General features: G+C 64.8%; 17 protein-coding genes. 9 read left to right on the top strand and 8 right to left on the bottom strand.

Annotated features, from left to right (window positions below):
* The first annotated feature begins 75 nt into the window (after positions 1-75).
* Positions 76-822, top strand: coding sequence for a substrate-binding periplasmic protein (locus ACKLLE_RS20405; protein WP_064304404.1), 747 nt, complete (start codon positions 76-78; stop codon positions 820-822).
* Here the strand turns inward: ACKLLE_RS20405 and yccS are convergent.
* The 8 genes from yccS to putA all read right to left on the bottom strand — a co-directional run bounded on the left by yccS (position 803) and on the right by putA (position 16,471).
* Positions 803-2,983: a YccS family putative transporter gene (yccS, locus tag ACKLLE_RS20410; RefSeq protein WP_420058895.1), complete on the bottom strand. Its 2,181-nt coding sequence runs from the start codon at positions 2,981-2,983 to the stop codon at positions 803-805. The genes ACKLLE_RS20405 and yccS overlap by 20 nt on opposite strands.
* A gap of 109 nt (positions 2,984-3,092) precedes the next feature.
* A complete protein-coding gene (locus ACKLLE_RS20415; RefSeq protein WP_064304406.1) occupies positions 3,093-4,271 on the bottom strand; it encodes a BaiN/RdsA family NAD(P)/FAD-dependent oxidoreductase in 1,179 nt (392 codons plus the stop codon).
* Between the two features lie 116 nt (positions 4,272-4,387).
* Entirely contained in the window at positions 4,388-5,725 is a 1,338-nt protein-coding gene (gene dbpA, locus ACKLLE_RS20420) for an ATP-dependent RNA helicase DbpA (RefSeq protein ID WP_420058932.1), read from the bottom strand.
* Positions 5,726-5,830: 105 nt separating this feature from the next.
* Positions 5,831-7,258 carry a multidrug transporter subunit MdtD gene (mdtD, locus tag ACKLLE_RS20425; RefSeq protein ID WP_420058896.1) on the bottom strand — a complete coding sequence of 476 codons (1,428 nt, stop codon included), beginning with the start codon at positions 7,256-7,258 and terminating at the stop codon, positions 5,831-5,833.
* 121 nt (positions 7,259-7,379) lie between these two features.
* Entirely contained in the window at positions 7,380-8,711 is a 1,332-nt protein-coding gene (locus tag ACKLLE_RS20430; protein WP_420058897.1) for a TldD/PmbA family protein, read from the bottom strand.
* A complete protein-coding gene (locus ACKLLE_RS20435; protein WP_420058898.1) occupies positions 8,711-10,153 on the bottom strand; it encodes a TldD/PmbA family protein in 1,443 nt (480 codons plus the stop codon). Before ACKLLE_RS20435 ends, ACKLLE_RS20430 begins: the two co-directional genes overlap by 1 nt.
* Before the next feature lie 33 nt (positions 10,154-10,186).
* On the bottom strand, positions 10,187-11,989 hold the full coding sequence (locus ACKLLE_RS20440) for an acyl-CoA dehydrogenase (protein ID WP_420058899.1): 1,803 nt from the start codon (positions 11,987-11,989) through the stop codon (positions 10,187-10,189).
* Positions 11,990-12,517: 528 nt separating this feature from the next.
* Positions 12,518-16,471: a trifunctional transcriptional regulator/proline dehydrogenase/L-glutamate gamma-semialdehyde dehydrogenase gene (gene putA / locus ACKLLE_RS20445; protein ID WP_064301470.1), complete on the bottom strand. Its 3,954-nt coding sequence runs from the start codon at positions 16,469-16,471 to the stop codon at positions 12,518-12,520.
* Between the two features lie 354 nt (positions 16,472-16,825).
* On the opposite strand from putA, the gene putP reads away from it, so the two are divergent.
* From putP to ACKLLE_RS20485, 8 genes are all read left to right on the top strand, one after another.
* On the top strand, positions 16,826-18,310 hold the full coding sequence (putP, locus tag ACKLLE_RS20450) for a sodium/proline symporter PutP (protein WP_064301471.1): 1,485 nt from the start codon (positions 16,826-16,828) through the stop codon (positions 18,308-18,310).
* A 124-nt stretch (positions 18,311-18,434) separates the two neighbouring features.
* On the top strand, positions 18,435-19,271 hold the full coding sequence (locus tag ACKLLE_RS20455; RefSeq protein ID WP_420058900.1) for a 23S rRNA (adenine(2030)-N(6))-methyltransferase RlmJ: 837 nt from the start codon (positions 18,435-18,437) through the stop codon (positions 19,269-19,271).
* A 234-nt stretch (positions 19,272-19,505) separates the two neighbouring features.
* Entirely contained in the window at positions 19,506-21,263 is a 1,758-nt protein-coding gene (locus ACKLLE_RS20460; protein WP_420058901.1) for a carbamoyltransferase family protein, read from the top strand.
* The gene (locus tag ACKLLE_RS20465) at positions 21,247-22,377 is read left to right on the top strand and encodes a glycosyltransferase (RefSeq protein WP_420058902.1); all 1,131 of its coding nucleotides are present in this window, start codon (positions 21,247-21,249) and stop codon (positions 22,375-22,377) included. Before ACKLLE_RS20460 ends, ACKLLE_RS20465 begins: the two co-directional genes overlap by 17 nt.
* Positions 22,377-23,273 (top strand): antimicrobial resistance protein Mig-14, encoded by an 897-nt coding sequence (locus tag ACKLLE_RS20470; protein WP_420058903.1) that lies wholly within the window; start codon positions 22,377-22,379, stop codon positions 23,271-23,273. Before ACKLLE_RS20465 ends, ACKLLE_RS20470 begins: the two co-directional genes overlap by 1 nt.
* A complete protein-coding gene (locus ACKLLE_RS20475) occupies positions 23,270-24,706 on the top strand; it encodes a PIG-L family deacetylase (protein WP_420058933.1) in 1,437 nt (478 codons plus the stop codon). The genes ACKLLE_RS20470 and ACKLLE_RS20475 overlap by 4 nt, the downstream gene beginning before the upstream one ends.
* The gene (locus ACKLLE_RS20480; protein WP_420058904.1) at positions 24,703-25,857 is read left to right on the top strand and encodes a glycosyltransferase family 4 protein; all 1,155 of its coding nucleotides are present in this window, start codon (positions 24,703-24,705) and stop codon (positions 25,855-25,857) included. The genes ACKLLE_RS20475 and ACKLLE_RS20480 overlap by 4 nt, the downstream gene beginning before the upstream one ends.
* The gene (locus ACKLLE_RS20485) at positions 25,854-26,738 is read left to right on the top strand and encodes a glycosyltransferase (protein ID WP_420058905.1); all 885 of its coding nucleotides are present in this window, start codon (positions 25,854-25,856) and stop codon (positions 26,736-26,738) included. Before ACKLLE_RS20480 ends, ACKLLE_RS20485 begins: the two co-directional genes overlap by 4 nt.
* Positions 26,739-26,743 lie beyond the last annotated feature (5 nt).

A 26,743-nucleotide genomic window follows, 5' to 3' on the forward strand; every position in this document is an offset into this window, starting at 1 on the left:
TTTGTGTAAGTTAGCGACATTGCACTTCCCAGCGGTCAAACCACAACGCGGAGCCCTCCGCTATAGGATTTGAGCATGCCCTTGCTCCGAGTCTTGTGTTTGCTTGGAATGTTGTCAGTTACCCCGGTTCACGCCGAAAAACTCCGCCTCGTCGCCGACGCCTGGCCACCCTTCACCGATGCCAGCATGGAGCAGGGCGGGCTGGCCACGGCGCTGGTCAAGGCGGCGCTGGAACGCGCCGGCTATGCCAGCGACTTCGAGCAGGTGCCCTGGGCACGGGCCCTGGTGGGGATTGGCGACGGACGCTACGACGTGCTGATCAACGCCTGGTACAACGACTCGCGAACGCGCATCGGCCAGTTTTCCGACGGCTACCTGGCCAACCGCATCCGCCTGCTCAAGCGCAAGACCGACGCGATTCACTACGAGCATCTGTCCGACCTCTACCCGCATTCCATCGCCGTGGTCCGCGACTACGCCTATTCCAGCGATTTCGATAACGACCTGCGTTTGCAGAAGGTCCCGGTGCGCAGTTTCCCGGTGGCCATCGGCATGCTGGCGGCAGGACGGGTGTCGCTGGCGGTTGAGGACGAATATGTCGCCAGCTGGTTCCTGCAGCAGGAGCGCAGCAACGCCAAGGACCTGGTGGAGTTCTTCGGCAAGCCGGTCAGCGAGAACAGCCTGCATATCCTGGTCAGCCTCAAGCATCCGCGGCACGAGCAGATCGTTGCCGGGTTCGACAAGGCCATCGCCGCGATGAAGGCCGATGGCAGCTACGCGAAGATCCTCGAGCACTTTGCCTTCAGGCCGGAGTCCCCTTGATCAGGTGAGCGGCCAGGGTGCGCAGGGGGCCGAGGTGACGGGCGATGAGTGCCAGTTGGGTCTGGACCGTACGCAGGTTTTCGTCCATTTCCTCGGGCATCTGTTCCAGCTCGGCGGCCAGGGCTTCCTCGGCATCGCTATGGATCGCCACGGGTTGCTTGCCGGCCAGGCCCGTGGCGATCTCGTCGAGGCTCGCCGCCAGCTTCGCCGCTGCGCCATCGATCAATTGCGCGTGGGCCTCGGCGGGCAGGGTGCTTTCGCGGTGTGCGCCAAGGGCGGAGAGGTAGCTGAGCAGGGTATGGGAGAGCACCAGGAAGCGGAAGCCGGTATCGGCCTCTTTCCTGAAGTGGCCGGGCTCCATGAGCATGTTCGACAGCGTGGTCGATAGTGCCGCATCGGCGTTGTGCGCGTTGCGCCGGGCCAGGCGGTAGGCGAGGTCGTCCTGCTTGCCCCGGGCGTATTGCTGCATGATCTGGCGCAGGTACAGGCTGTTGCAGGTCAGGGTATTGGCCAGCACCTTGTTCAGGCGCCGGCCCTGCCAGTCCGGGAGGAACAGGAATACCGCCAGGATCGCGATCAGGCTGCCCACCAGGGTATCGAACAGGCGCGGCAGGAACAGGCCGTAGCCGTCGCCGATCTGGTTGAAACAGAACAGCACCATCAGGGTGATCGCCGCTGTCGCGAGGGTATAGCGGGTGGTCCGGTTGACGAAGAACACCACCCCTGCCGCCACCGCGAACAGCGACTGGATCACCGCGCTGGGGAACAGGTCGAACAGCGCCCAGCCTACCGTCAGGCCGATGGCCGTACCGATGATCCTCTGCACCAGTTTGCGCCGTGTCGCCCCGTAGTTGGGCTGGCAAACGAACAGGGTGGTAAGGATGATCCAGTAGCCCTGCGTCGGGTGGATCAGGTGCACCATGCCGTAGCCGATCGATAGCGCCAGGGGCAGGCGCAGGGCATGGCGGAAGATCAGCGAGGTGGGCGTCAGTTGCAGGCGCAGGCGGGTCCAGACGTCCTTGAGGTTGCGTGGCGAGCGGTCGAGCAGGCTGGAGTCGGTGTTGTCGGCCAGGTTGTCCGGATTGCTGGCATCGCTGAGCAGGCGGTCCAGTGTCGCCAGGTTGGCCGCCAATGCCCGCAGCGAGCGGAGCAGGCCGCGCCAGGCCGGGTTGCTCTGGATGCGCAGGTGTTCCAGCGAGGCATGCAGGTCTTCCAGGGCTTCGGCGAAGTTGCTGTTGAACACGAAGGGCTGGCGCAACTGGATCGATGTCGACAACTGCTGGCAGGCGCTGCCCTGCTGGCGCAGCAGGCGCTGGCAGCGGAACAGCACGTCGCTGTGGAAGAAGGCTTCGGTCAGGGCGTTGTACGGGTAGTGCGACGAACTGGCCCGCTCGTGGATGTCCTGGGCAAGGAAGTACAGCTTCAGGTAACGGCTGACCTTCGAGCTGGGCCGGCCATTGCCGACCCGGTGCAGGATGATTTCCTTGGCGCTGTTCAGCGCCGCCACCACCTTGCCATTTTGCTGCGCCAGTTCCAGGCGGCGGGCCTCGACGTCCAGGCCGCGGATCGGCTCGAACAGGGTGGCCTTGAGCTTCAGGTAGGTGCCCAGTTCACGGAACAGCCGCGCCAGGCTCTGCTGTACCGGCTGGTTGGAGAACAGGGCTTGCCACAGCACCGAGAGCAGCCCGTACCAGGCTGCGCCGGCCACCAGCAGCAGCGGTTCGTGCCAGAAGTCGGCGACTTCGCCACCGCGCTGGTCGACGCCGATCATGGTGTAGACCGAGAGGATCAGCGTGGCCTGGGCAATCGCCCCGTAGCGCTCGCCCAGGGCGCCGAGCATGGTCAGGCTGAAGGCTGCCAGGGCCATGGAGATCACGAAGATCCACGGGTAGGGGAACAGCAGTTCCACCGACAGCGCGGCGACGGTAAAGCACACCAGGGTCACCGCCAGGGCATTGAGGCGGCCCTGCCAGCTATCGTCGGTTTCCGCCAGGGCGCTGGCGATGATGCCGAGGAACAGTGGGATCAGCAGGTTCATCTGGTCCTGGTACCAGCACAGCGCCATGCTGCCGGTCAGGGCGATCAATACCCGGATGCTGTAGCTGAACTTGTCCAGCGCCCACAAACGACGCAACGATTGACGCAACGAAGAGGAAGACATGATCGACGACGGGCCTGCCGGGCGGGGTTCTGGATTGAGCGGTCAGCGCGACGCAAAGTTGTCGCGCAGGTCACGTACAGCAAAATGCGTTCCGTGATAGCCGCTGATTCTAGACGAACTGCGCCGCCGCGTAAGCAGAGGCCCAGGCCCACTGGAAATTGAAGCCGCCCAGGTGCCCGCTGACGTCCAGCACCTCGCCGATGAAGTACAGGCCCGGGCTTTTCAGCGACTCCATGGTCTTGGAGGACACCTCGCGGGTATCGACCCCGCCCAGGGTCACTTCGGCGGTGCGATAGCCTTCGGTACCGGCCGGTACCAACTGCCAGTTGCCCAGCTTGTCGGCGACCTGGCCCAGTTCGGCCGGGGTGTACTGCTTCATCGGCTTGGACACGAACCAGGTTTCCGCCAGCAGGTTGGCCATCTTCTTGGTGAAGATCTCGCCCAGCAGGGTCTTCAGTTCGCTGTTGGGGCGTTCGGCCTGTTGCTGTTGCAGCCAGGCCAGGGCGTCGTGGTCCGGCAGCAGGTTGATTTCAACGGTGTCGCCGGCCTCCCAGAACGAGGAAATCTGCAGGATCGCCGGGCCGCTCAGGCCGCGGTGGGTGAACAGCAGGTTCTCGCGGAAACGGGTGCCGTTGCAGCTGGCGATGCAGTCCACCGAGGTGCCGGACAGCTCGGTGCACAGGGCCTTGAGCTGGTCGGTGATGGTGAAGGGCACCAGGCCGGCGCGGGTGGCAAGTACGCTGTGGCCGAACTGGCGGGCGACCTGGTAGCCGAAACCGGTGGCGCCGAGGGTCGGGATCGACAGGCCGCCGGTGGCGATCACCAGCGACTGGCACTGGAACGGGCCGGCGCTGGTAGCCAGCTGGTAGCCGTAGTCGGTTTTTTCGATCTGCTCGATGCGGGTGTCCATGCGCAGGTCGGCGCCGGCAGTGGCGCACTCGTCGAGGAGCATCTGCAGGATGTCGCTGGACTTGTTATCGCAAAACAGCTGGCCAAGCTTCTTTTCGTGATAGGGCACGCCGTGCCTGGCGACCATCTCGATGAAATCCCACTGGGTATAGCGGGCCAGGGCGGATTTGCAGAAATGCGGATTCTGCGAAAGGAAGTTGCCCGGCTCGGTGTACATGTTGGTGAAATTGCAGCGTCCGCCGCCGGACATCAGGATCTTCTTGCCCGGTTTGTTGGCGTGGTCCAGCAGCACGACCCGACGGCCACGGTTCGCGGCGGTCAGGGCGCACATCAGGCCGGCGGCGCCGGCGCCGATGATGATCACATCGGTGGAGTGCATGAGTTTTTCTCTGGATAGTTAGGCCCTCATCGCCGGCAACGCCGGCTCCCACAGGTATCGCGTGCACCGCAGGCCTTGTGGGAGCCGGCGTTGCCGGCGATGAGGCCCTCAAAGGCTCAGATGATCCGGACCTTGAGCGAGCGCCCCTTGATCTTGCCGCTGTTGAGCCGTTGCATGGCCTGCCTGGCCAGGGCCCGCTCCACGGCGACGAAGGCCTGGAAGTCGAAGATGGCGATCTTGCCGACCTTCTTGCCATCGATCCCGGCATCGCCGGTCAGTGCGCCGAGGATATCCCCGGGTCGCAGCTTGTCCTTGCGTCCGGCCGCGATGCACAGCGTCGACATCACCGGCACCAGCGGTTCGCCGGCCTTGCTCTTCAGGCTGTCCAGCTGTTCCCAGCGCAGCGGTTTCTTTTGCAGGTCTTCGATGGCCTTGGCGCGGTGGCCTTCGGCCGGGGCCACCAGGCTCACCGCCAGGCCTTTCTCGCCAGCCCGGCCGGTACGCCCGACGCGGTGTACATGGATCTCGGCATCCCGCGCCAGCTCGACGTTGATCACCATGTCCAGGGCATCGATATCCAGGCCGCGGGCGGCCACATCGGTGGCGACCAGCACGGACAGGCTGCGGTTGGCGAACACGGTCAGGACCTGGTCGCGATCACGCTGTTCCAGGTCGCCATGCAGCGCCTCGGCGGCGATGCCCTTGGCTTTCAGGTGGTCCACCAGTTCCTGGCATTGCTGCTTGGTGAAGCAGAAGGCCACGCAGGACTGCGGGCGGAAATGGCCGAGCACGCGGGTCACGGCGCTGAGGCGCTCTTCGGGGGCGATCTCGTAGAAGTGCTGCTCGATCTGGCTGTCGTCATGCAGCGCCTCGACCTTTACCTGCTGCGGATCGCGCATGATCGACGAGGCCAGTTGCTTGATGCCGGCCGGGTAGGTGGCGGAGAACAGCAGGGTCTGCCGGCGCTTCGGGGTCTGCCCGACGATATCGCTGATGGCATCGATAAAGCCCATGTCGAGCATGCGGTCGGCTTCATCGAGCACCAGGGTATTGAGCCCGTCCAGCACCAGGGTGCCCTTGCTCAAATGCTGCTGCACCCGGCCCGGGGTGCCGACGATGATATGCGCACCGTGCTCCAGCGACGCGATCTGCGGGCCGAGGGACACGCCACCGCACAGGGTGAGGATCTTGATATTGTCCTCGGCGCGGGCCAGGCGGCGCAGTTCCTTGGCGACCTGGTCGGCCAGCTCGCGGGTCGGGCACAGCACCAGCGCCTGGCAACCGAAGTAGCGCGGGTTGATCGGGTTGAGCAGGCCGATGCCGAAGGCGGCGGTCTTGCCGCTGCCGGTCTTGGCCTGGGCGATCAGGTCCTGGCCCTTGAGGATGACCGGCAGGCTCTGGGCCTGGATCGGGGTCATCTGGGCGTAGGCGAGGGCGTCCAGGTTGGCCAGCATGGCGGCGGACAGCGGCAAGGTGGCGAAAGCGGTGGCGTTGGTGGTCACGAGGCGGGCCTGCAAAACAAAATGTCGCGCAGTGTACCAGCCTCATGGCCATTCGCCCTAAGGCTCGATGTCGGCCTCCTGACGAGGTGCACGCCTTCCATCGGTCTTCGCCAGCTGCAGGAAGATCGCCGCCGCGAGCATGGCCATCAGGCCGATGGTGACGAAGGTCAGCTGGAACGCGCCGAGAGTGGTTTCCACGCCTTCGGCGCTGCCCGCTGCGGTGAAACCGCCGAGCAGGGCGCCAGCGCAGGCCACGCCAAGGCTCAGGGACAGCTGCGCGACCACCGACAACAGGCTGTTGCCGCTGCTGGCGCTGGCGTCGTCGAGGTCGATCAGGGTTACGGTGTTCATCGCGGTGAACTGCATCGAGTTGATCGCCCCGAGAATCCCCAATTGCATCAGCAGCACCGCGTGCGGGGTGTTCTCGTTCACCAGGCCCAGGCTGGCGAGCATGATCCCCAGCAGCAGGGTGTTGCCGGTGAGAATGGTGCGGTAGCCAAAGCGCTCGATCAGCGGCCGGGCGATGGACTTGGCGAGCATCGCGGCGGCGGCCAGGGGAATCATGCTCATCCCGGCCTCGGCCGGCGAGTACCCCAGGGCCACCTGCAACAGCAGTGGCACGAGGAAAGGCAAGGCGCCGCTGCCAAGGCGGGCGAACAGGTTGCCGAGGATACCCACCGAGAAGGTGCGCACGCGGAACAGGCTGGGCGAGAACAGTGGCGCCTCGATGCTTCCGGCGCGCAGCCAGTAGGCGGCCAGGCAGGCCATGCCGGCGAACAGCAGCAACATCACCCGCAGGTGTGGCAGGTGCAGTTCGCCCAGGCCCTCCATGGCGATGGTGATCAGCACCATCGCCGCGCCGAACAGGACGAAGCCGATGCCGTCGAAGCGCGTGCGCGAAGAGCCGCGCAGGTCCGGGATGTACTTCCATACCGCATAGCAGCCGAGCACACCTACCGGCAGGTTGAGCAGGAAGATCCAGTGCCAGCTGAGAATCTCCACCAGCCAGCCGCCCATGGTCGGGCCGATCAACGGGCCGAGCAGGCCGGGAATGGTGATGAAGCTCATGATCCGTACCAGTTCCGAGCGCGGGTAGGCGCGCAGCACCACCAGCCGGCCCACCGGCAGCATCAGTGCACCGCCAAGGCCCTGGACGATCCGCGCGGCGACCAGCATGCCCAGGGTATTGGCTGCGGCGCAGAGCAAGGAGCCGATGCTGAACAGCAGGATGGCGCCAAAGAAGATGTGCTTGGTGCCGAAGCGGTCGGCGATCCAGCCCGAGGCGGGAATCAGCAGGGCCACGGTGAGCATGTAGGCGATGATCACCGACTGCATGCGCAGCGGGTCCTCCGCCAGGTCCCGGGCCATGGCCGGCAGCGCAGTGTTGAGGATGGTGCCGTCGAGTGACTGCATGAAGAAGGCGATGGCCACGACCCAGGGGATCCAGCGGGCGGTGGTCGGGTCGAGGGCGATACGGTCTGGCATGGGAAATCCTTTCAACAGCTGTCGCCGAACCCTGTGGGAGCGGGTTTACCCGCGATTGCGTCGGTGAATCCAGCATTGCAATCGCCGGTGAACCCGCTCCCACAGGTTCATGGTGCGTCAATCACAATGTGAGGGTAAGCCGTTTGACCAGCGCCCCCGGCAAATGACTCGATCCGGTCTGCCGCTGCCCGTAGGTGCTGGCCGACAGCAGCATCTCCCGTTCCTGGGTCAACGCTTCCAGTTGCGAGCCCAGGAGACTGTAGACGCTGTCATCGAAGCGCATGGTGCTGACCGGTGCCTGGATCTCGCCGTTCTCCACCCAGAAGCAGGCGAAGCGGGTCAGCCCGGTCATGCGTGCCGCCGGCTGGTCGGAGTAGTTCAGGTACCAGAGGTTGTTGATGTACAGCCCGGTGCCCAGCGCCTTCAGTACATCAGCCTGGGCCAGGTCGCCCGCCGCCATGCTCAGTGCGCTGGGCGATTCCCAGGCCTCGGCGCCATTGGCCTGCCGCTGGAATTCGGCGGCGCTGCGGGCGCAGGTCAATTGCTCCAGCGCCCGGCCCTGGTCGATCAGGCGCAGGTCGCTGCGCGGATAACCTTCGCCGGAAAACGCCGGGCTGATCGAGCCGCTGACCTGCTCGGCAATGCTGACCAATGGACTGAGGGTCGCTTCGTCGGCATAGAGACGCTGCAGCGGGCAGTTCTTGTTGGCCACCGCCTGCGCCGAAAAACCGCCCCAACCGAGCAGGTCGACGATCTCTTCCATGGCCGACGGGGCGAAATAGGCGCGGTATTGGCCGGGGGCCAGGGTCTTCAGCGGCCGCCCCAGGTATTCCAGTTGCTCGCGGGCGCGGGCCAGGCGCCGGTCCAGTTCCTGCGGGTCCCAGACCTGGCCCGCGTAGTTGGCCTTAACCGCCTGGCCATTGGCGTGGAACAGGCTCCAGTCGAAGTTGAAGCTATTGGCCTGGTGCCAGCCGAATGCCCCATGGGAACTGGCGAACCCCCGGCAGATCGGCCCGGCGGCGAGGATCCCGACCAGATCCAGATCGCCGGCGCCGGCCTCGATCCGGGCCAGTACCTCGGCGTTGTCCGGCAGCGGCGCCTGTTGTTGGTGCCGGCTGTCCCAGGCCTGTTCATTGAGTTGCAGGTAGGGATCCTGCGGGATCAGCGGCAGCGTCTGGCGCAGTTGCTCCAGGGCTTCTGCCAGGCGCTGGCGGTCGATCTCGTGGTCGCCGCTGAGGGTCAGGCGCAGATCGGCCTGGCGGCCCTCGGCGATCAGTTTCAGGCTCGCCGAGGACTGCTGGACGTCGCCCGCCTGCCGGACCTTGGCGTGGTTGAGGCGAATGAACTGCGAACGCTCGCCGGCATAGCTCAGGGTGAACTGCTCGGGGGGCCGCACGTTGGCGCGCAGCCAGTCGACCAGGCTGTTGAAACCGTCCAGGAAATGGTCAGCCATCAGGCGTCTCCTCCGAATACGTCGATCTGGCTGAACACGCAGGCCGGCGAGGCATGGCCGACCCGCACCACCTGGTTCGGCTCGCCCTTGCCGCAGTTCGGCGTACCGAGGACCTGGAAGGTGCCGGCGTCGCCGACCGCACTGAGGTTGCGCCAGAAGTTCGAGGAAATGCCACGGTAGTTGGGGTTCTTCACTACGCCCTTGAGCTCGCCGTTCTCGATCAACTGGCCCCATTCGCAGCCGAACTGGAACTTGTTGCGCGCATCGTCGATGGACCAGGAGCGGTTGGTGCGCATCAGGATGCCTTTCTCGATCCCGCCAATCAGTTGTTCCAGGGACTTGTCCCCGGGCTCGACATTGAGGTTGGCCATGCGGTCGATGGGCGCCCGGTTCCAGCTGCACGCACGGCTGTTGGCGACGCCGTCGAGGCCCGAGCGGAACTGCGACAGTGCGCCGCCCAAGGGCCGTACCAGCAAGCCATCGCGGATCAGGAACTGTCTGATCGCCGGGGTGCCGTCGTCGTCATGGCTGTAGCTGGCCAGTTCTTCGCTGATCTCCGGGTCGAAGGTCACGTTGAGCAGCTTCGAGCCGTATTGCAGGTGGCCGAAGTCGCTGGCCTTGACGAAGCTGGTGCCGGCGTAGTTGCGCTCATCGCCGAGGATGCGGTCCAGTTCCAGCGGGTGACCGATGGATTCGTGGATCTGCAGCATCATCTGGTCGGGCATCAGCAGCAGGTCGCGCTGGCCGCTCGGGGTATTGGGTGCCAGCAGCAGTTGCAGGGCCTCGTCGGCGATGCGTTTGCCGGCCCCCGGCAAGCCGCAACGCTGGATCACGTCGAAGCCGCCCTGCTGGCCAAAGTTGTCCCGGCCCAGGGTGCGGGTCTGGCTGTCGCTACCGTCGAAGGCGGTAACCCCGAAACCCGGGAAGACCAGGCGCTGGGCGCGGCGCAATTCGGCGCCCGCGCTGTTGAGGTAGATCTGCTCGACCGTGCTCAGGCCGAGGCTGACCTGCCAGTTCACCAGGCGTTCGTCCGCCGGCACCGACGCCGATTCCTGGTTGAGCAGCTCGAAGCACTCGGCAAGGGACGGGAAGGCGCTGTCCATGTCCGGCGAGAGGTAATCGGCGCGGGCCGTGGCGACGGGCTGGTCGCGCAGGTCCAGCAGGGCGTGGGCGGCGATTTGCCGGGCCAATGCTTCGGCGCGGTCCAGCGCCTGTTGCAGGCCGCTTTGCGACAGGTCGGCGGTGGCCGCGTAGGCTTCCACGCCACTGACCCGCACCGTGAGCATGGCGCCTTCGTCACGCCCCAGGCTGGGCGGTTCGGCGACATTCTTGCGCACCGACAGATGCTGGTTGGACTGGCGCACATGGCGCAGGGAGAAAAACTCGCCGCCGCTGCGCAGCGCGGCGAAGCGCTGACGCAACAGCGTGGTGGAATCGAACATGCGCAGAGCTCCTGAAGTGCAGGCGGCTCTCCTTCAGAACCACCCTTCCTGCATGCCCGGGCAGGTGTCGTCACGTGCTTCGAGCAAAGCAAGGTCATTATGGCAGGGAGGTACTTCCCAGGTGAGGAAGAATCGTGCTGCCTGCAACTTGCCTTTATAGAAGTCGTGGTCCGCCTCGCTGGCCGTGGCCAGGCCCTGTTCGGCGCGAATCGCCTGTTCCAGCCAGCGCCAGCCGATCACGCAATGCCCGAAGGCTTTCATGTACAGCGCCGAGTTGGCCAGGGCCAGGTTGACCTTGCCCGTCGCCATATCACCGAGCAGGCCCAGGGTCACGCCTTGCAGCCGGTTCAGCAGTTGCTCCAGCGGCTGGCGCAGGGCGTCCAGTTGCGGGTGCTGGTGGGCGCGTTCGCAGGTCCCGGCAATCAGGCGCACCAGTTGCTTCAGGCCGGCGCCGCCGTTCTGCGCCAGCTTGCGCCCGAGCAGGTCGAGCGACTGGATACCGTGGGTACCTTCATGGATCGGGTTCAGGCGGTTGTCGCGATAGTACTGCTCCACCGGATATTCACGGGTATAGCCATGGCCGCCGAGGATCTGGATCGCCAGTTCGTTGGCCTTCAGGCAGAACTCCGAAGGCCAGGACTTGACGATGGGCGTCAGCAGGTCGAGCAGTTCGTGGGCCTGCTGGCGGGCCTCGGGCGTCGCGGCGGTTTGCGTGTCGTCGAACAGCCGTGCGGCGTACAGGCCCAGGTCGAAGGCGCCTTCCACATAGGCTTTCTGCGCCAGGAGCATGCGCTTCACATCCGCGTGGGCAATGATCGGCACTGCGGGGGTGGACGGGTCCTTGTTATCGAGCGGGCGGCCCTGCGGCCGCTGGCGCGCGTAGTCGAGCGAGTACAGGTAGCCGGCGTAACCCAGCATCACTGCGCCCATGCCGACACCGATGCGTGCCTCGTTCATCATCTGGAACATGCAGGCCAGGCCCTGTTGCGGCTTGCCCACCAGATAGCCGACGCACTGGCCATTATCGCCGAAGTTCAGCGCAGTCGAGGTGGTACCGCGCCAGCCCATCTTGTGGAACAGTCCGGCCAGCGTCACATCGTTGCGCGGGCCGAGGCTGCCGTCGGCGTTGACCAGGAACTTGGGCACGATGAACAGGGAAATGCCCTTCACGCCAGGCGGCGCATCCGGCAGCTTGGCCAGGACCATATGCACGATGTTTTCCGACAGCGGATGGTCGCCGCCGGAAATGAAGATCTTGTTCCCGCGCAGGCGGTAGCTGCCGTCGGCGGCAGGCTCGGCGCGGGTGCGAATGTCCGCCAGGGACGAGCCGGCGTGAGGTTCGGTCAGGGCCATGGTGCCGAAGAAGCGCCCGTCGATCATCGGCTGGAGGAACAGGCGCTTCTGTTCCTCGGTGCCAAAGCTCTCGATCAGGTTGGCGGCGCCCATGGTCAGGAAGGGGTAGGCCGTGGTTCCGGCGTTGGCGGCCTGAAAATGGGCAAAGCAGGCCTGGGACAGCAGGGTCGGCAACTGCATGCCACCCGCCTCGAAGTCGCGGTTGGCATTCAGGAAGCCGGCTTCGAGGAAGGCATCCACCGCCGGTTTCACCTCCGGGATCAGCACCGCCTCGCCGTTCTCGTAGCGCGGCTCGTTCTCGTCGCCCTTGCGGTTATGCGGGGCGAAGTACTTCTCGGCGATGGTGCGTGCCGTGGTCAGCGCGGCGTCGAAGGTCTCGCGGCTGTGCTCGGCAAAGCGGTCGCGGCGGGTCAGGGCCTCGGCATCCAGCACTTCATAGAGTTCGAACGCCAGGTTGCGGGCGCTGAGCAGGGTCTCGGTCATGGCGGCGGTCCTTGAGTCGGGGGTGGGGCGAGTCTAGGAGGCCGGGGCGGGGACTGCACAGGGAAATAGGTTTGGGTGATGGTGGGGTAGAAGGGGGGCTTGTCTGGCTAGGGTGTTGTGGCTGGTAGGTGCATGTCGGTAGATCTTCAGCGTACTTGAGATCGAGCGCCGCCCGCGCGGCGCATCGCCGGCAACGCCGGCTCCCACATTTGTTGCAACGTACCATGGCCTGTGAGATCTCCGTTGCCAGCCCTTGGATGTTCGGCGATCTACCGCGGGGAAGCTGTTGAGCTCGGCGCTATATCGAGTCGGACAAACAAGGCGGTCAACTATGGCCTGACAGACATAGGTACGTTGCAACAAATGTGGGAGCGGGTTCACCCGCGATGCGCCGCGCGGGCGGCGCTCGATCTCAGGGGCGCCGCAGGGCTAAAGGCGAGCGCTTTCTGGGCGACAAAAAACGGGGCGGGCTTCGCGAACCTCCTTCAGAAGTCCACGAAACCCGCCCCGCTTTTTTCCCTTCGACTATCAGCCGATAGTCATCAGGCTCGCGTTACCTCCCGCTGCAGCGGTGTTCACGCTCAGTGCCCGCTCGATCACCAGGCGCTCCAGCGCTACCGCAGTCTCACCCGACGACAGGCCATGCACGCCAACGATCGCGCCCGGACGCTTGGCGATCTGCTCGCAGATGCCGCGCAACTGGTCGGAGTCGCCGTGGTGCAGGACGGCGTCGAAGTGCACGTCTTCCTTGTTCCAGTCGCTGACCAGCTTGATCCGCGCCTGGACTTCCTTCGGCAGGCGCGAACGCACCGACTTGCCCGGCTCGCCATCCAGCACCACGGCCGAACTGCCCACCGCCAGCACCGCCGCCAGTTGGGTCAGCAGGTCGGCTTCGTTGTCGGCCAGGCACAGTACGTGCTCGCGCGGCAGAATGCTGTAGCTGTTGCGTTCGCCGGTCGGGCCGGCCAGCAGGCGGGTGATGCCGCTCTGGGACTGGCGGGCGAATTGCTCGCAGGTTTGCACCAGGTCGCTGTGCTGGGCGCTGGAGGCCCAGGCCTTGAAGGCTTCGAACGGCTTCAGCAGGACGTCGCGCAGCTGGCTGTCCGGTTTGTTGCCGGCGTCGCCACGCTGGAACGACTGCTCGATGGCATCCGCCGGACGGGTCGACAGCAGGCGGTACAGGTACAACGGGCCGCCGGCCTTCGGACCGGTACCGGACAAGCCCTCGCCGCCGAACGGCTGTACACCGACCACGGCACCGACGATGTTGCGGTTGACGTAGACGTTACCGGCATGGACGTTGTCGATGACCTTGGCGATGGTCTCGTCGATGCGGGTGTGCACGCCGAGGGTCAGGCCGTAGCCGGTGGCGTTGATCTGCTCGATCAACTGGTCCAGGTCCTTGCGGTTGTAGCGCAGTACGTGCAGCACCGGGCCGAAGATCTCGCGCTTGAGATCGTCGAGGTTTTCCAGCTCGATCAGGGTCGGCATGACGAAGGTGCCGCGCTTGCATTCGGCGCTGTCGGCGATGGCCACCTGATACACCGGACGGCCTTTCTCGCGCATGCCCTGGATGTGCTTCTCGATGCCGGCCTTGGCTTCGGCGTCGATTACCGGGCCGATGTCCACCGACAGGCGCTCCGGGTTGCCCAGGCGGCTTTCGGCCATGGCGCCCTTGAGCATTTCGATCACGCGGTCGGCGGAATCTTCCTGCAGGCACAGCACGCGCAGGGCCGAGCAACGCTGGCCGGCGCTGTCGAAGGCCGAGGAGACCACGTCGATCACCACCTGCTCGGTCAGCGCCGAGGAGTCGACGATCATGGCGTTCTGGCCGCCGGTCTCGGCGATCAGTGGGATCGGGCGCCCCTGGTTATCCAGGCGTCCGGCGATATTGCGTTGCAGCAGGCGGGCGACTTCGGTGGAGCCGGTGAACATCACGCCTTTCACTCGATCGTCGCCGACCAGGCGGGCACCGACGGTTTCGCCGCGGCCCGGAAGCAGTTGCACGACGCCTTCCGGAATACCGGCTTCGAGCAGCAGGCGCACGGCCTGGGCCGCTACCAGCGGGGTCTGTTCGGCGGGCTTGGCCAGTACCGGGTTGCCGGCCGCGAGTGCGGCAGCCACCTGGCCGCTGAAGATCGCCAGCGGGAAGTTCCACGGGCTGATGCACACCACCGGGCCCAATGGGCGGTGGGCGTCGTTGCTGAAGTCGTTGCGTGCCTGCACCGCGTAGTAGCGCAGGAAGTCGACCGCTTCGCGGACTTCGGCAATGGCGTTGGCGTAGGTCTTGCCCGCTTCACGGACCAGCAGGCCCATCAGCGGCTGGATCTCGGCTTCCATCAGGTCGGCGGCGCGTTCGAGGATCGCGGCGCGCTCGGCCGGTGGCGTGGCCTGCCAGATCGGTGCGGCATTCAGCGCGCACTGGATGGCGTTATCGACGTCGGCGACCGTGGCTTCCTGGACATGGCCGACCACATCGCGATGGTCCGCCGGATTGAGCACCGGTACCGCAGCTTCCTGGCTGGCCGCGCAGCCCAGCAGCGGTTCTGCTTTCCAGGGCGAGTGCGCAGTGGCGAGAAGCGCGCAGGACAGCGAGGCCAGGCGATGCTCGTTGGCCATGTCGATACCGGCCGAGTTGGCCCGCTCGCTGCCGTACAGGTCACGGGGCAGCGGAATGCGCGGGTGGGGCAGGCCGACGTTGCCTTCCTGGGTGGCCATGCGTTCGATGGTGGCGACCGGGTCGGCGACCAGTTCCTGGATGGAAATCGAGTGGTCGGCGATACGGTTGACGAAGGACGTGTTGGCACCGTTTTCCAGAAGGCGGCGGACCAGGTAGGCCAGCAGCGTTTCATGGGTCCCGACCGGGGCATACACCCGGCACGGACGGTTCAGCTTGCCATCGGCGACCTTGCCTACGACCTGTTCGTACAGCGGCTCGCCCATGCCGTGCAGGCACTGGAATTCGTACTGGCCCGGGTAGTAGTTCTGACCGGCGATATGGTAGATGGCCGACAGGGTATGGGCGTTGTGGGTCGCGAACTGCGGGTAGATGGCTTCCGGCACCGACAGCAGCTTGCGCGCACAGGCGATGTAGGACACGTCGGTGTACACCTTGCGGGTGTAGACCGGATAGCCTTCCAGGCCCTCGATCTGGGCGCGCTTGATCTCGCTGTCCCAGTAGGCGCCCTTCACCAGGCGGATCATCAGGCGATGGCGGCTGCGGCGGGCCAGGTCGATGACGTAGTCGATCACATACGGGCAGCGCTTCTGGTAGGCCTGGATGACGAAGCCGATGCCGTTCCAGCCGGTGAGTTGCGGTTCGAAGCACAGGCGTTCGAGCAGGTCCAGCGACAGCTCCAGACGGTCGGCTTCCTCGGCGTCGATGTTCAGGCCGATGTCGTATTGCTTGGCCAGCAGGGTCAGGGACAGCAGGCGCGGATACAGCTCTTCCATCACCCGCTCGTACTGGGCGCGGCTGTAGCGCGGGTGCAGTGCCGAGAGCTTGATCGAGATGCCCGGGCCTTCATAGATGCCGCGACCGTGGGAGGCCTTGCCGATGGAGTGGATGGCCTGCTCGTAGGAAGCCAGGTACTTCTGCGCGTCGTGCTCGGTCAATGCGGCTTCGCCGAGCATGTCGTAGGAATAGCGGAAGCCCTTGGATTCGAACTTGCTCGCATTGGCCAGGGCCTCGGCGATGGTCTCGCCGGTGACGAACTGCTCGCCCATCAGGCGCATGGCCATATCGACGCCCTTGCGGATCATCGGTTCGCCGCTCTTGCCGATGATACGGCTGAGGGACGAGGTGAGGCCGGACTCGTTGTGGGTGCTGACCAGCTTGCCGGTCAGCAGCAGGCCCCAGGTAGCGGCGTTGACGAACAGCGACGGGCTGTTGCCCAGGTGCGGCTGCCAGTTGCCGGTGCTGATCTTGTCGCGGATCAGGGCGTCGCGGGTGCCTTTGTCGGGGATGCGCAGCAGGGCCTCGGCCAGGCACATCAGGGCCACGCCTTCCTGGGACGACAGGGAGAATTCCTGCAGCAGGCCCTGGACGATACCGGCACGACCGCCTGCACTCTTCTGGTTGCGCAATTTTTCCGCGATGCCGGCAGCCAGCTTGTTGGTGGCTTCGGCCTGGGCGGCCGGCAGGCGTGCCTGCTCCAGCAACATCGGCACCACTTCCTGCTCTGGGCGGCGGTAGGCGGCGGTAATGGCCGCGCGCAGCACCGATTGCGGCAGGATGCTTTCGGCGAATTCGAGGAAGCACTGGTGGCTGTGGTCGGGCTGTACGTCGCCCGCGTCGTCACCGATAGGTCCGGCCTGACCGTTGAGCTCGGTCAGGGTGGCGCCACCCTCCAGCTTCTCCAGGTAGTTGAAGATCGCTTGCTTGATGAGCCAGTGTGGCGTGCGGTCGATGGACTGCGCAGCGGCCTTCAGTCGCTCACGGGTAGGGTCGTCGAGTTTGACCCCAAGGGTGGTCGTCGCCATTTCTTATCCTCGTTATTGCCACTGGGCCGTGGCTAAGCTGGCGCCAAGATTAGCCGGGCACGTTTCCGGGTGCAACCTAGTGCAACCCAATTTTTTGCGGACGGCGGTGCAACTCATCCGGCCGCCGAAAACCCCACGACAGAAACGGCTTTTAGTGGTGCGTTTGCTTATGAAAAAGGTGTTTTTTGCGCCGAAAAGGAGCAAGAAGGCGCTTTAGTGGGAAATTTCATACAGGGTGCAACTAGCTTTGTAAAAAAGGTTGCACCGAATTTACGTTGTGGCATAGGGTTCGCCGCCTGGGTGCAACCCCACGAGGGTTGTTGCTACATAAAAACAAACGCCAGGGCGCAATACATGACAGCAAGCAATCCCATCACGATTACCTTCGTGATCTACATCGCGGCAATGGTGCTGATCGGCTTCATGGCCTATCGCTCCACCAAGAACCTTTCCGACTACATTCTCGGCGGCCGCAGCCTCGGCAGCGTGGTGACCGCACTTTCCGCCGGCGCCTCGGACATGAGCGGCTGGCTGCTGATGGGCCTGCCGGGCGCCATCTACATGTCGGGCCTTTCGGAAGCCTGGATCGCCATCGGCCTGACCGTGGGTGCCTACCTGAACTGGCTGTTTGTCGCCGGCCGCCTGCGCGTGCAGACCGAGCACAACGGCGATGCGCTGACCCTGCCGGACTATTTCGCCAGTCGTTTCGAAGACCAGAGCGGCCTGCTGCGGATCATCTCCGCAGTGGTGATCCTGGTGTTCTTCACCATCTACTGCGCGTCCGGCATCGTCGCCGGTGCCCGCCTGTTCGAAAGCACCTTCGGCATGTCCTACGAAACCGCCCTGTGGGCCGGTGCCGCAGCGACCATCGCCTACACCTTCGTCGGCGGCTTCCTTGCGGTCAGCTGGACGGATACCGTGCAGGCCGGCCTGATGATCTTCGCCCTGCTGCTGACGCCGATCTTCGTGCTGCTCGCCACCGGCGGCGTAGACACCACCTTCCTCGCCATCGAGGCGCAGAATCCGGCCAACTTCGACATGTTCCGCAATGCCAGCTTCATCGGCATCATCTCGCTGATGGGCTGGGGCCTGGGCTACTTCGGCCAGCCGCACATCCTCGCGCGCTTCATGGCTGCCGATTCGGTGAAGTCGATCGCCAATGCCCGTCGCATCTCCATGACCTGGATGATCCTGTGCCTGGCCGGTACCTGTGCCGTGGGCTTCTTCGGTATCGCCTATTTCTCGGCGCATCCGGAAGTGGCCGGCCCTGTCACCGAGAACCACGAGCGCGTGTTCATCGAACTGGCCAAGATCCTGTTCAACCCGTGGATTGCCGGTGTCCTGCTGTCGGCCATCCTGGCGGCGGTGATGAGCACCCTGAGCTGCCAGTTGCTGGTGTGCTCCAGTGCCCTGACCGAGGACTTCTACAAGACCTTCCTGCGCAAGAACGCTTCGCAGCCTGAGCTGGTCTGGGTCGGTCGCCTGATGGTCCTGGCCGTTGCGCTGATCGCCATCGCCCTGGCTGCCAATCCGGACAACCGCGTGCTGGGACTGGTGGCCTACGCCTGGGCCGGTTTCGGCGCCGCCTTCGGTCCGGTAGTGCTGCTTTCCGTGCTGTGGAAAGGCATGACCCGCAATGGCGCACTGGCCGGTATCGTGGTTGGCGCGCTGACCGTGATCCTGTGGAAGAACTACTCGGGCACCAGCCTGTACGAGATCATCCCGGGCTTCATCTTCGCCACCCTCGCCATCGTGCTGGTGAGCAGCATGGGCCGGGCGTCGTCCACCATGGTGGCGCGCTTCGAGAAGGCCGACGCGGACTATCACGCCAACAAGTGATCGCTGATCGCGCTTGAGCCGGCGGCCCGCCTCTTCGAGAGAGGCGGGCCGCTGTCGTTTCGGCGGGCCCGACCTGACGACGGCGGCCTGACAGGGTAAACTTCCCGGTCCCTCAGGAGTCGCCATGAACTATCGTCACGCCTTCCACGCCGGCAACCACGCCGACGTCTTCAAGCACATCGTGCTCACCCGCCTCATCGCCTTGATGTCGCGCAAGGAGCAGCCGTTCGCCTATATCGATACCCACGCCGGCCTTGGCCTGTACGACCTGCAGGGCGACCAGGCGACCCGTACCGGCGAATGGATCGAGGGCATTGGCCGGCTCTGGGGGCGTGAGGACTTGCCAGCGATCACCGCGGACTACCTGCGCATCGTCAAGCGCCTGAATGCCGATGGCGAACTGCGCTACTACCCCGGTTCGCCGGAGCTGGCGCGGCGCATGGCGCGCCAGCAGGACCGCGTGCTGCTCAACGAGAAGCACCCGGAGGACGGGCGCCTGCTCAAGGACAACATGAAGAAGGACCCGCGTGTCGCCGTGCACCTCGGCGAGGGCTGGCATGTGCCGCGTGCGCTGCTGCCGGTGCAGGAGAAGCGCGCGGTGATGCTGATCGACCCGCCGTTCGAACAGCCGGACGAGCTCAAGCGCTGCTCCACCGCGATGAAGGAGGCGATCGGTCGCATGCGCCAGACCGTCGCGGCGATCTGGTACCCGATCAAGGAGCAGAAGCAACTGGTGCGCTTCTACCAGGACCTGACCAGTACCGGCGCGCCGAAGCTGTTGCGGGTGGAGCTGTATGTGCATCCGCAGGACACGCCGCAGAGCCTGAATGGCTCCGGCCTGGCGATTGCCAACCCGCCGTGGGGGCTGGAGGAAGAGCTGCGCGAGTTCCTGCCGTGGCTGGCCGAGTGCCTGGGGCAGACCGGCGGGAGCTGGCGGATGGATTGGTTGATCGCTGAGTAAAGCCGGGTTTATCCGTCGTCCTTGATGGCCTCATCGCCGGCAACGCCGGTTCCCACAGGTACTGCGTGCGCCACGACCCTTGTGGGAGCCGGCGTTGCCGGCGATGGGGCCTCAAGATCGGTCACCGTACCGCCCCTCCTATTGCCCACCCGCTTTGCGTTATAATCCCGCCCTTTCGCCGCCGCCCGCCCACGAGGCCGGGGCGCATTTTTACCGAATGAAGAGGCTAGACCCTTGGCATTGACGATTCTTGGCCTGTCCGGCGCCCTTAGCCATGATCCTTCCGCGGCCCTGTACATCGACGGCAAGCTGATCGCCGCCGCCGAAGAAGAGCGCTTCGTGCGCGATAAACATGCAAAGAACCGCATGCCCTACGAGTCGGCGAAGTTTTGCCTGGAACAGGCCGGCATCAAGCCGTCCGACGTCGACGTGGTGGCGATTCCGTTCGCCCCGATCAGCCTGTTCGGCGAGGCTCGCTGGCACTATGCCAAGCGCTACTGGTACGCCCCGGACCGCGCCCTTGACGCGATCCTGATGGGCAACCGCCGCTACAAGCGCTACCGCAAGAAGATCGTCTGGTGCCTGGAACAACTGGGCTTCGATCCGAAGAAAATCAAGATCGAACCGGTCGAGCACCACCTGGCCCACGCCTCCAGCGCCTATCACTGCTCCGGTTTCAAGGAAAAGACCGCGATCCTCGGCATCGACGGCAAGGGCGAATACGCCACGACCTTCTTCGGCTATGGCGAGAACGGCAAGATCCACAAGATCAAGGAGTTCTTCGATCCGGACTCCCTGGGCGGCCTGTACGGTGCGATCACCGAGTTCCTCGGCTTCGAGATGCTCGATGGCGAGTTCAAGGTCATGGGCATGGCGCCCTACGGCGACGCCAGCAAGTACGACTTCTCGCGCCTGGCCAGCTTCGAAAACGGCGAACTGGTGATCAATACCGAGTACGCCAACGTCATCGGCCTGCGCCGCTATAAAGAGAAGGGCAAGGGCTTCTACTTCTCGCCGAAGCTGATCGAGTGGCTGGGTCCGAAGCGCGAAGGCGACATCGCCGACGAGCCGTACATCCACTACGCCGCCAGCATGCAGGCGCTGTTCGAGAAACTGGCCCTGCAGATGATCGACCACTACCTGGGCGACATCCTCAAGGAAACCGGCAAGCTGGCCTTCGCCGGCGGCTGCGCGCTGAACGTCAAGCTGAACCAGAAGATCATCGCCCGTCCGGACGTGACCGAACTGTTCGTGCAGCCCGCCTCCGGCGACGCCGGTACCGCAGTCGGTGCCGCGGCTTATGTTTCCCATGCCCGCGGCGTGCCGGTCGAGAAGATGGAACACGTCTACCTCGGCCCCGCGTACTCCAACGAGGACGTGATCGCCGCCTGTGCCCGTCACCCGAGCGCGCCGAAGTGGCGCAGGATCGACGACATGCCCGAGCGCATTGCCCGGATCATGGTCGACGGCAACCCGGTGGCCTGGTTCCAGGGCCGCATGGAGTTCGGCCCGCGTGCCCTTGGCGGTCGCTCGATCATCGGCTGCCCGAGCGTGCCGGGCGTGGCCAACCGGATCAACGAGCAGATCAAGTTCCGCGAGCGCTGGAGGCCGTTCTGCCCGTCCATGCTGGACACTGTCGGCCCGCAGATGATCAAGGTGGATCACCCGGCGCCGTTCATGACCTTCACCTTCGAAGTCGCCGAAGAATGGAAGACCCGCGTACCGGAAGTGGTCCATGAGGACGGGACTTCCCGCGCCCAGGTGCTCAAGCGCGAATACAACCCGCGCTACTACGACATGATGAAGGCCCTGGAAAACCTGACCGGCAACGGTGTGTCGCTGAACACCTCGCTCAACCGCCGTGGCGAGCCGATGATCTGCTCGCCGACCGACGCGCTGAACATGTTCTTCGGCTCCGATCTTCAATACCTGATCATGGAAGACATCCTGGTAGTGAAGGACGGCGCGAAAGCCTATGACACGCTCGACTGACAAGCGCGTCCTGCAGTTCTGCCATGGCTATGACGGGCCTTTCCTCGATTGCGCCCGTCAGTACGCCAGCCTGTTCGCCGGCAGCGGCTACAAGGTCACCACGGTATTTCTCACCGGCAAGGCCGATCCTCGTGTGGCCGAAGGTTGCGCCAGCGACGAGGTGCTGTTCCTCGAATTCAGCTCCAGCGCCATTCGTGGCCTGAAGCTGGGGGCGATCCGGGCGTTGCGCAAGATTGCCGTAGCGCGGGATTTCAGCTTCTGTATCGCCCATCGCTTCAAGCCCATCTACATCACTTTGCTGGCTACGCGTCTGCCGGTGATCGGCGTGCATCACGCCTTCGGCGACTACAAGCGCGGCAGTCGCCAGTTCTTCGCCAATTTCTTCAGCAAGCGCCTGAGCCTGCTCGGGGTGTCCGATGCGGTACGCGACGATATGCGCCGGAGCCTGAAGCGCTGGCCTGCCGAGCGTATCCAGACCCTCTACAACCGGGTCGATATCGAGGCGTTGCAAGCGCGCCTGGTGCCGGCTGGCGAAGCTCGTGCCGCGCTTAAGCTGGACGCCGGTGCCTGGATCGTCGGCAACGTCGGTCGCCTGCACCCGGACAAGGACCAGGCCACCCTGCTGCGCGGTTTCGCCCAGGCCTTGCCGACGCTGCCAGCCGGTGCGCGCCTGGCGATCCTCGGCAAGGGCCGGTTGGAGGCATCGCTCAAGGCGCTTGCCGCCGAACTGGGCATTACCGCCCAGGTGGATTTTGTCGGCCAGGTTGCCGATGCCAGGCGCTACTTCACGGCGTTCGACGCCTTCGCCCTCAGTTCCGACCATGAACCATTCGGCATGGTCCTGCTGGAAGCCATGGTCGCCGGGGTGCCGGTAGCGGCCAGCGCTTGTGGCGGTGCCACCGAAGTGGTGGAAGGGGTTGGCGTGCTGTTCCCGCTGGGCGACGCCGCCGCGCTGGCCAGGTCCCTGCAGGTACTGGCCGGAATGGACCAGGCGCAGCTCGAGGAATGTCGCCAGCGCATGCTGGAACGCCTGCGCGCGCGCTTCTCCGACGAGGCGGTACGCCAGGTGTTCTGGCAGCTTCCGACTGTCGTCGCCCTGACTGCGGAGGCCTGATGCTCAATCGACTGCAAGGCTGGCGCGAGCGCGGCTGGCGCGTCGTTGACGCCGAGACGTATGCACAGGCCTGGAACCGCTTCGGCGGCAGCGTCGCCACCCATCCGTTGGTGGTCGCGCAGCTTGCCGAAATGGCCGACATCCCGGTGCGCTACCTGGGCTGGGAGCAGGCAGGTGAAATCCAGGCGGCGATCCCCACCTGGGGGCGTTACCTGGCCCTGTCCAAGGACGTGCTCAAGCGCCAGGGCAAAAAAGGCCTGTTCGACCTGGGCAATGCCGAAATCATCCTGCCTGCCGCCGCCGGGGCGCAGGCTCCGCTGCGCCATGCTGCGCGCTACCTGTCCGCACTGAACCAGGGCCGTTTCAGCCTGCTCAAGCCGCAGGCCGAGTCGCTGGCGATGGCCCGCGAGCCGGAAGATCTATCGAAGAAGTTCCGCTACAACCAGCGTCGCGAACTGCGCCTGCTGGAAGAGGCGGGCGGGGTGGTGAAGCCGATTCAGGACTTCGACAGTGCAGAGATCGCGGCGATGTACTGCGATCTGTTTCAGCGTCGCTGGGGTTTTCCGGCCACCGGCGCCGAACGCATGGCCGAGGCCATCGAGCGCCTGCGTTCGCTGCTGATCGGCTCGGTGGTGTTCCTCAATGACGCTGCCATTGCCATCCAGCTGGTGTACCGGGTCGAGGCGCCGGCGTGGATCAGCGTCGAGTACGTTAACGGTGGCGTCGACCCGCAGACCCGCGAATTCAGCCCCGGCAGCGTGCTCAGCTTCCTCAACACCCAGAGCGCGTGGGAAGATGCCCGCGCCCGCAACAAGGCGCTGCGCTTCTCCTTCGGGCGATCCGATCGCGAGTACAAGGACCGATGGTGCAACCCCGTGCCGGTATTCCAGGTTTGAACCGCAAGCAGCAATTGCTCAAGCGCCATCGCCGTAACAAGCGCGTGGCGCTGCTCCTTGGCCTGCTGTTGCTGGTGGTTGTCGGCGTGCTTGTGGCCTGGTGGCTGCCGCTGATGCTGGCAGTGCTTGGCTGGGTGGCCCATGAGGCGTGGTTCGCCGATCACCTGTTCTATTCGCCGGCGCAGGATTATCGCTATCGCTTCCCGGATGAGTGCGAACACCCGGTGCAACTGCGTGACGGCCGCCTGCAACCCGAGCAGCCCTTGGCCCTCGATGGTCATGAAACCCTGATTCTCCAGGTGCAACTGAAAAGCGGCTGGCTGGGCCGTTTCCTCGATCCCGGCGTGATCATCGCTGGCGACGGGGAACAGGACGTGCAGGGTTTCGAGCGGGGTGCCAAGGGGCTGCGCTACCTCAATCTTGGCGGGATGGGCAGCGCACTTGCACAAGGCCGGCTGGCCTTGCGCGGGCAGTTCTGCCGGCTGCTCGGGCAACCGAAGCTGTGGGTTATCCGCCATCCGGACTACCGCCAGCAGCGCGTCATGGTCATCGCGCCACATGCCGACGATGCCGAACTGGCCGCCTACGGCCTGTACAGCCAGGCCAAGGAGGCGTGGATCGTCACCCTGACGGCGGGTGAAATCGAGGCCGATCATTATCAGCGCATGGGGCTGAACCCTGTCGAGGCGGCCCGGCTCAAGGGGCGGCTGCGGGCCTGGGACAGTATCGCGGTACCGCGCTGGGCAGGTGTCCCCGAGGCACACTGCGTGCAGTTGGGCTACTTCTGCCTGCAATTGCCGGCGATGCAGGCTTCGCCTGGCGAGCCCCTTGGCTCCCGTGAAGCCGATACCTCCGATACCCGACCGTTCCGTCGGCTCAACAGCCTGGCCCTGCCCGGGGATGACGGAGTGCCAAGCTGGAACAACCTGCTCGCCGACCTGCGCGCACTGATCGAGACCGCACGCCCGGAAGTGATCGTGCTGCCGCACCCGGTGCTCGACCCGCATCCCGACCATCTGTGCGCCCATCAGGCACTGGTACAGGCTTTGCAGGGTCTCGACTGGCAACCCGGGACCCTGCTTGGCTACGCCAATCACCTGCACGACAACGACCGTTGGCCCATGGGAGACACCGGGACTGGCGTAGCCCTGCCGCCGGTCACCGAAGGCGACGAGCAGTGGCTGCCCTGCAGCCTGGGCCTGGATGCCCGGCGTCAGTGCGACAAGGCCATGGCGCTGGGTATGATGCACGACCTGCAACCACGCCCGCCTTTCAAGCGCCGCGTGCGCCGGCTGATTCAGCGGCTGCTGGCGGGACGCAAGGCGTCGCCGTTCGGCGAGAACGAATTTTTCCGCAAGGCGGTGCGGCGTCACGAGCTCCTCTGGGTCGTGAAACGCCCCGGCACCACACAGGATCATCAGGAAGCCCTATGACACGACGTTTCAAGGTTCTGCAATTGCAGCCTGACTACAACATCAAACGTCATGATTTCGCCGATCTCGCCGAGCAGATCGTCAAGGCGCTGCCGCCCGAGCGTTTCGAAACCACCATGGCCTTCCTCAAGGGCAAGCCGGGGCCGGGCGAGCCGGTGAGCCGTTCCGATCATTCGGTGTATTTCGACTTCAGCGACAAGGCCCTCAAGGGCATGCGCTTGCTTGCCTTGTGGAAGCTCTATCGCTTTTGCCGCAAGGAAGGCTTCGACGTGGTGATCTGCAACCGCTTCAAGCCGGTCAACATGATGCTGCAGCTCAACCGCTGGCTGAAGATCCCGCTGTGCATCGGCATCTCCCATGGCTTCGGCGAATACGACCGTTTCTACCGGCGTCGCCAGACCCAGCGCCTGGTGGACCGTCACTGGCAGTTCGTCGGGGTGTCGCCTGCGGTGAAGCAGTACCTGGTCGATTGCAAGTGCGGCTTTACCGAGCAGAACACCCACGCCATCACCAACGCCATCGATATCCCCCAGGCCGAAGCGCTGCAGCATTCCCGCGAGAAAGCCCGCGAGCTGCTGGGGCTGTCGGCGGATGCGCGGCTGGTCGGCGCGCTGGGCCGCCTGGTGCGGGTCAAGGGGCACACCCACCTGCTCAAGGCGTTCGCGGCCCTCAAGGACAAGTTTCCAGAGGCGCAACTGGCGATCATCGGCGCTGGACGTGAACAGCAGAACCTTCAGGCAGAGATCGAGCAACTGGGCCTGGGTGGCCGCGCCCACCTGCTGGGTTTCAAGGAAAACGCCCTGCAATATGTACGCGCCTTCGATATCTGGGCCATGCCGTCGATGGCCGAAGGCCTGGGCCTGGCCCTGCTCGAAGGCATGAGCGGACGGCTGCCGGTGATCGCCTCCAGCGTGCCGGCCATGCTGCCGCTGATCCAGGGCGCCGGCGGGCTGGCCGTGGAGCCGGGCAACGTAGCGCAACTGACCGCAGCGCTGGACAGCTACCTGGCCCTGGACGAGCAGGCCCTGCGCGCCAAGGGCGAGCAGACCTACCAGTACCTGCAGGCCAACCATGACATCGATGTCTTCCGCCAGCAGTACCTGGACCTGATCGAGTCCGGCCTGGCCCAGGCGAACAAGGAACCTGCATGACCGACAAGCAACCCCTGGTAAGCGTCATCATCGCTTCGTACAACCACGGACCTTACATCGAAAAGAGCATCCAGAGCGTGCTCGACCAGACCTACCCGCACATCGAACTGCTGGTGATCGACGATGGTTCCACCGACGACAGCGTCGAGCGCATCCAGCGCCTGCAGGCCGTGCATGGTTTCGACTTCAAGGTCCAGAAGAACCAGGGACTGACCCGTACGCTGAACGACGGTATCGCACGTTCCCATGGTGAGCTGATCGCCACCTTCGGTTCGGACGACATCATGATGCCGGACCGCATCGCCATTCAGGTCGCGCATATGGCCGACAAGCCTGAAGTGGGTATTTGTGCGGGCAATATCGAGCTGATCGACTCCAATGGCGACCTCTTTCCCGAGAAGCGCCAGCGCCGTGATACCCCGTTCAGGCGCTCCGATTTCGAGGACATGTTCCTTGAGCGCAAACCCTATCCGCCGGCGCCCACCTTGCTGTTCCGCCGCGAGGCGCTGGAAAAGGTCGGTGGCTTCGATCCGAGCATTCGCCTCGAAGACCTCTATATCGAGCTGAAGATCACCCATGCCGGCTATGTCATCGACGGCCTGCCCGTGGTCATGGCGCAGTACCGCAAGCACGCGACCAACTCGTACAAGAATCACCGCTTCATGATCGAGAGCATCCTGCGCATCTATGCGCATTTCAGCGATCATCCGGCTTACGAGGAGGTCAAATTCAAGGCCTTGAACTCGATGTTCCTCAAGGTGGCGAACCGCGATCGCAAGCTGGCCCGCGAGCTGTTGGCGCAGATTCCGCTACGTGCGTTTACCCGCAAGACCTGGCGTGGCCTGGCGCGTTTGTTCTTTTCTCCATTGGAACGGAGCTGACCGCC

The sequence above is a fragment of the Pseudomonas bharatica genome (assembly GCF_048586865.1).
Taxonomy (GTDB): Bacteria; Pseudomonadota; Gammaproteobacteria; order Pseudomonadales; family Pseudomonadaceae; genus Aquipseudomonas; species Aquipseudomonas bharatica.

Coding starts and splice junctions, on each gene's coding strand:
- ACKLLE_RS20405 (WP_064304404.1), top strand. CDS start 76: ATGCCCTTGCTCCGAGTCTTGTGTTTGCTTGGAATGTTGTCAGTTACC.
- yccS (WP_420058895.1), bottom strand. CDS start 2,983: ATGTCTTCCTCTTCGTTGCGTCAATCGTTGCGTCGTTTGTGGGCGCTG.
- ACKLLE_RS20415 (WP_064304406.1), bottom strand. CDS start 4,271: ATGCACTCCACCGATGTGATCATCATCGGCGCCGGCGCCGCCGGCCTG.
- dbpA (WP_420058932.1), bottom strand. CDS start 5,725: ATGCTGGCCAACCTGGACGCCCTCGCCTACGCCCAGATGACCCCGATC.
- mdtD (WP_420058896.1), bottom strand. CDS start 7,258: ATGCCAGACCGTATCGCCCTCGACCCGACCACCGCCCGCTGGATCCCC.
- ACKLLE_RS20430 (WP_420058897.1), bottom strand. CDS start 8,711: ATGGCTGACCATTTCCTGGACGGTTTCAACAGCCTGGTCGACTGGCTG.
- ACKLLE_RS20435 (WP_420058898.1), bottom strand. CDS start 10,153: ATGTTCGATTCCACCACGCTGTTGCGTCAGCGCTTCGCCGCGCTGCGC.
- ACKLLE_RS20440 (WP_420058899.1), bottom strand. CDS start 11,989: ATGACCGAGACCCTGCTCAGCGCCCGCAACCTGGCGTTCGAACTCTAT.
- putA (WP_064301470.1), bottom strand. CDS start 16,471: ATGGCGACGACCACCCTTGGGGTCAAACTCGACGACCCTACCCGTGAG.
- putP (WP_064301471.1), top strand. CDS start 16,826: ATGACAGCAAGCAATCCCATCACGATTACCTTCGTGATCTACATCGCG.
- ACKLLE_RS20455 (WP_420058900.1), top strand. CDS start 18,435: ATGAACTATCGTCACGCCTTCCACGCCGGCAACCACGCCGACGTCTTC.
- ACKLLE_RS20465 (WP_420058902.1), top strand. CDS start 21,247: ATGACACGCTCGACTGACAAGCGCGTCCTGCAGTTCTGCCATGGCTAT.
- ACKLLE_RS20470 (WP_420058903.1), top strand. CDS start 22,377: ATGCTCAATCGACTGCAAGGCTGGCGCGAGCGCGGCTGGCGCGTCGTT.
- ACKLLE_RS20480 (WP_420058904.1), top strand. CDS start 24,703: ATGACACGACGTTTCAAGGTTCTGCAATTGCAGCCTGACTACAACATC.
- ACKLLE_RS20485 (WP_420058905.1), top strand. CDS start 25,854: ATGACCGACAAGCAACCCCTGGTAAGCGTCATCATCGCTTCGTACAAC.